General features: G+C 47.3%; 6 protein-coding genes. All 6 read left to right on the top strand.

From position 1 onward, the window contains the following. Window positions 1-31: 31 nt before the first annotated feature. Complete coding sequence (locus Q0688_RS14900) at window positions 32-259, top strand: GDCCVxC domain-containing (seleno)protein (RefSeq protein WP_367179801.1); 228 nt, start codon at window positions 32-34, stop codon at window positions 257-259. Then, window positions 256-654 carry a hypothetical protein gene (locus tag Q0688_RS14895; RefSeq protein ID WP_299078364.1) on the top strand — a complete coding sequence of 133 codons (399 nt, stop codon included), beginning with the start codon at window positions 256-258 and terminating at the stop codon, window positions 652-654. Before Q0688_RS14900 ends, Q0688_RS14895 begins: the two co-directional genes overlap by 4 nt. A gap of 10 nt (window positions 655-664) precedes the next feature. After that, window positions 665-946, top strand: coding sequence for a heavy metal-associated domain-containing protein (locus Q0688_RS14890; RefSeq protein ID WP_299078362.1), 282 nt, complete (start codon window positions 665-667; stop codon window positions 944-946). Window positions 947-1,007: 61 nt separating this feature from the next. After that, the gene (locus Q0688_RS14885; protein WP_299078370.1) at window positions 1,008-1,658 is read left to right on the top strand and encodes a hypothetical protein; all 651 of its coding nucleotides are present in this window, start codon (window positions 1,008-1,010) and stop codon (window positions 1,656-1,658) included. An 885-nt stretch (window positions 1,659-2,543) separates the two neighbouring features. After that, on the top strand, window positions 2,544-3,611 hold the full coding sequence (gene queA / locus Q0688_RS14880) for a tRNA preQ1(34) S-adenosylmethionine ribosyltransferase-isomerase QueA (protein WP_299078359.1): 1,068 nt from the start codon (window positions 2,544-2,546) through the stop codon (window positions 3,609-3,611). After that, window positions 3,608-3,792, top strand: a 185-nt coding sequence (locus Q0688_RS14875) for a tRNA-guanine transglycosylase (protein ID WP_367179800.1), incomplete at its 3' end; no start/stop codon positions are given. The genes queA and Q0688_RS14875, both read left to right, overlap by 4 nt.

Here is a 3,792-nt window from a genome sequence, read left to right as displayed (position 1 = left end):
ACTAGTGGCTCAAAATGATAGAGGTATGCCGATGACAACCATGCTTGAATCTGAGCTGATCTGCCCTGAATGTGGCCACAAAACAGTGGAAATTATGCCGGAAGACGCCTGCATGTATTTCTTTCAATGTCCCCAGTGTTCTGTGGTATTGAAGCCTGTGGCGGGCGACTGCTGCGTATTTTGTTCTTATGGCAGTATTCACTGTCCACCGATCCAGAAGGCCAATAAATCCGGCGAAAAAACGGGATGTTGTCGATGAATAGGGAATCTGGCGAGGGCTCCAAAAAAGCGTTGGGGTGGTTGGCTCTCTTTGCTTCCACTGGCACCTTGCTTTGCTGTGCACTCCCCATTCTTTTGGTCAGCATTGGTATGGGGGCAGTCGTAGCGTCCTTAACCAGCCAATTTCCCGTGTTAGTCGCGTTGGCATCCTATGAGTCATGGATGTTTGGTGGTTCAGCCCTGATTTTGGGGGTTGCTGCATGGGTGCTCTGGAAAAGCCCTGTCAGTTGTCCCGCTGATCCAGTTTTGGTTGATCGTTGTAAACGAGCACAAACCTGGAATCGACGCATTTTTTTTCTGGCCTTGGCGGTATGGTCAGTAGGATTTTCTGCTGCCTTTTTGTTATTGCCCCTCAGGAACCTTTTGGGTGTTTAGGGAGGTTAAGATGAAAACCATGACCTTATTGATACTGTTAATGGGCATTGCATTGCCCGCCACAGCATTTTCTGAGACTTTGGAAATTGATATCTACGGTATGACGTGCGCGTTCTGTGTCGATAGTTTGCAACGTAAACTGGGCAAGTTACCTGAAATTACTCAGGTAGATGTTAGCTTAAAAAACAAAAAGGTTAGGGTCGATACTGGTGATAAAAAGGCCGATATTGATGCAATCAAACAGGCAATCATTGATTCCGGATTTACACCGGTCAAAGTCCATGTCAAATAAATGGGCGACACCACTGTGGATCGGTCTGCTTGGGCTGTGTTTCCAGTCGAGCGCCTTGGGTATGGGTTTGCACTCTTTCGTGGCGCTACCGGTAGAGAAGGGTGGTACTGTCTTGCGCGGTGTTGTTAGCCACGACAATGAATCCAATGTTAACCAGTTAACAGCCAACCTGGCCTATGGTATCGATCACAGAAAGACGCTGTTATTTGGTGTTCCCTACCGCCTGTCATCTAGCGATGATAAAAAGCTAGGGGATTTTAGCCTGCTATACCGACAGGTTGTTTCTCAGATAGATGAACCTAAAGGAACGCGTCGTCTGGGCTTGTTGGGCGGTGCAGTGATTCCAACAGATAGCTCACGTGATGGGGCGTTTCAAACTGGTGCAGTAGCTACCTGGTTTCGGGATGAGAACGAATGGGATATTGATGCTCTATATCAGCGAGGAACCGGTGATCGGCGGGATTCTGCACGCTATGATCTATCCTGGCAGCATAGATTGATCCCAGCGGTGTATCCAGAGTGGGGGATTCAGTCAGAGGTGTATGGACTTGTTGAGCTGGGTGGCCGCTGGCTAAAGGGTGCTTCGGTTGTTCATCAATTCACCTTGGGCCTGCAGTGGACACAAGGGCGCTGGGTACTAGAGGGCGGTGTTATTCAGGATTTGAATAGTCCAGATGCTACCGGTTTCTTACTCAGCGTACGGTTCCATTGAAAGGATGGTTTACCCATATGCAATTCCTTGCATCTTGAGCCTATTGCATATTGTTAGATGTATTATCTAGCATTACTCGACGAGTATCGGAATTACTCCAGTTTGTATCCCCAGTGTATCCCAAGGCGCTAGTCTGAGCCGATGGCCGAAAATAATCCGTTGCGTTTAGGTGGGGGAAAAATGGTACCAGAGGCCGGACTCGAACCGGCACACCCGTGAAGGCGGGGGATTTTGACATTAACCTATCATCTTTCGATGTTAGCCAGACTATATCATCATCCTAAATGTATTTAGGAGCTGGACGCTGTTTCACTTGGGTTCTAATCCAAGCTACTTCCTGTTATTAAGCTATTTCGCAATAGCTCAGGTAGTCGTTGAACCTTCCGTCTCAGACGGCTTGGCTGCTGATTGTCCTATCTATTTCTAGACTTAGAGTTTCCAGCAATTCATCCAGTTTTTCTCACTTGCGATTACTCACAAGGGGGACTCAGTTTTTTAAAGACACTGGCTTTCGCTTATCCCCTGTGTCTACCAATTTCACCACTCTGGCACTAAATACATTTATTGTCTGCCGACAGTCCTTTTTTATACTACCCGCAAATCCTTTCACAGGTACACCACAGAAAAGCTTAATTTTCACTTGGGATACAAAATCGCTTGAGAATTTTGAATCCCCTATGTCTACCAATTTCATCACGCTGGCACAGTCTTTTGGGCTGCTGCCCTAGAAAGTGCGCGAATTATATCAATCGCGATCAAAAGGTCAAAACTTTTAATCATTTTCTTTAAATTAATCCTAGGTTGTTCAAAAACCACGCACTTCTGTGGTTTGACGGGGCCTTTTGCGGTAGTCTTGCGCGCCTTATTTTAGCCTGTTTATGTGCGATGAAATTATCTGACTTCCATTACGACCTGCCCGACGAATTGATTGCTCGCTATCCGACCATTGATAGAGAGGGCAGTCGTTTATTGGCATTAAATGGCCAGACCGGCGCGGTGGACCATCAATCATTTACTGATTTGTTAGCGCTGTTAAACCCCGGTGATTTATTGGTCTTTAACGATACCCGTGTTTTACCTGCTCGGTTGTGGGGTCGAAAGGCCACGGGTGGCAAAATAGAGATTTTGGTTGAGCGAGTGCTTGATAGCAGCCGTGTATTGGCTCATGTGCGTTCGAGTAAATCCCCTAAGCCAGGTGCAGAGCTGTACTTGTGTGCCGACGCTGATGCCGATGAGGTTGCTGCTAAGGTAAAGGTATTAGGGCGTCATGATGCTTTGTTTGAGCTTGAGTTTATTGCTGGTGGCGATGCCTTTGAGGTGATGAAAGCCATAGGTCATATGCCTTTGCCGCCTTATATTGATAGAAAAGATGAGTTGGACGACCGTGAGCGCTATCAAACTGTGTTTGGTTGTCGTGATGGGGCGGTAGCCGCACCCACTGCAGGCTTACATTTTTCTGAAGCTTTTTTATCGGCTTGTGAGGCGAAAGGTGTTGAGCGTTGTTTTGTGACTCTGCATGTAGGTGCGGGCACTTTTCAGCCAGTGCGAGTGGATAATATTACTGATCACGTGATGCATAAAGAGTATATTGAAGTCAGTCAGGCTGTGTGTGATCAAGTCGCTGAGACTCGCCGGAACGGTGGCCGGGTGGTAGCGATTGGCACAACGTCAGTGCGCAGCCTAGAGTCGGCCTCTCAGTCGGGGCAATTGCAGCCCTTTGCCGGTGATAGTGATATCTTTATTTATCCCGGTTACCAGTTTAAAAGTGTTGATGCGATGGTGACTAATTTTCATTTGCCTGAATCGACATTGATTATGTTAGTCAGTGCATTTGCCGGCTGGCAGAATGTGCTAAATGCCTACCAAGCGGCGGTTCAAAACCGCTATCGTTTTTTTAGCTATGGTGATGCGATGTTTGTGTTGCCGCAAAACAATCAAGAGGTTAATCCATGAGTCGAAAGACCTTTATGGAGTTTGAATTAGACAATAGTGATGGTCAGGCTCGTCGTGGCCGGCTGAAGTTTCCGCGCGGCACAGTTGAAACACCGGCGTTCATGCCTGTTGGAACCTATGGCACTGTTAAGGGGATGCTACCTCGTGATGTAGAAGAGATCGGTGCGCATATTATTTTAGG

It is taken from the genome of uncultured Paraglaciecola sp., from assembly GCF_937123705.1.
Classification (GTDB): domain Bacteria; phylum Pseudomonadota; class Gammaproteobacteria; order Enterobacterales; family Alteromonadaceae; genus Paraglaciecola.
This window is presented reverse-complemented; position numbering and strand designations above follow the sequence as displayed.

Bases quoted from the DNA above. Each gene is read 5' to 3' on its own strand.
- Q0688_RS14900 (WP_367179801.1), top strand. From the start codon at position 32: ATGACAACCATGCTTGAATCTGAGCTGATCTGCCCTGAATGTGGCCAC.
- Q0688_RS14895 (WP_299078364.1), top strand. From the start codon at position 256: ATGAATAGGGAATCTGGCGAGGGCTCCAAAAAAGCGTTGGGGTGGTTG.
- Q0688_RS14890 (WP_299078362.1), top strand. From the start codon at position 665: ATGAAAACCATGACCTTATTGATACTGTTAATGGGCATTGCATTGCCC.
- Q0688_RS14885 (WP_299078370.1), top strand. From the start codon at position 1,008: ATGGGTTTGCACTCTTTCGTGGCGCTACCGGTAGAGAAGGGTGGTACT.
- queA (WP_299078359.1), top strand. From the start codon at position 2,544: ATGAAATTATCTGACTTCCATTACGACCTGCCCGACGAATTGATTGCT.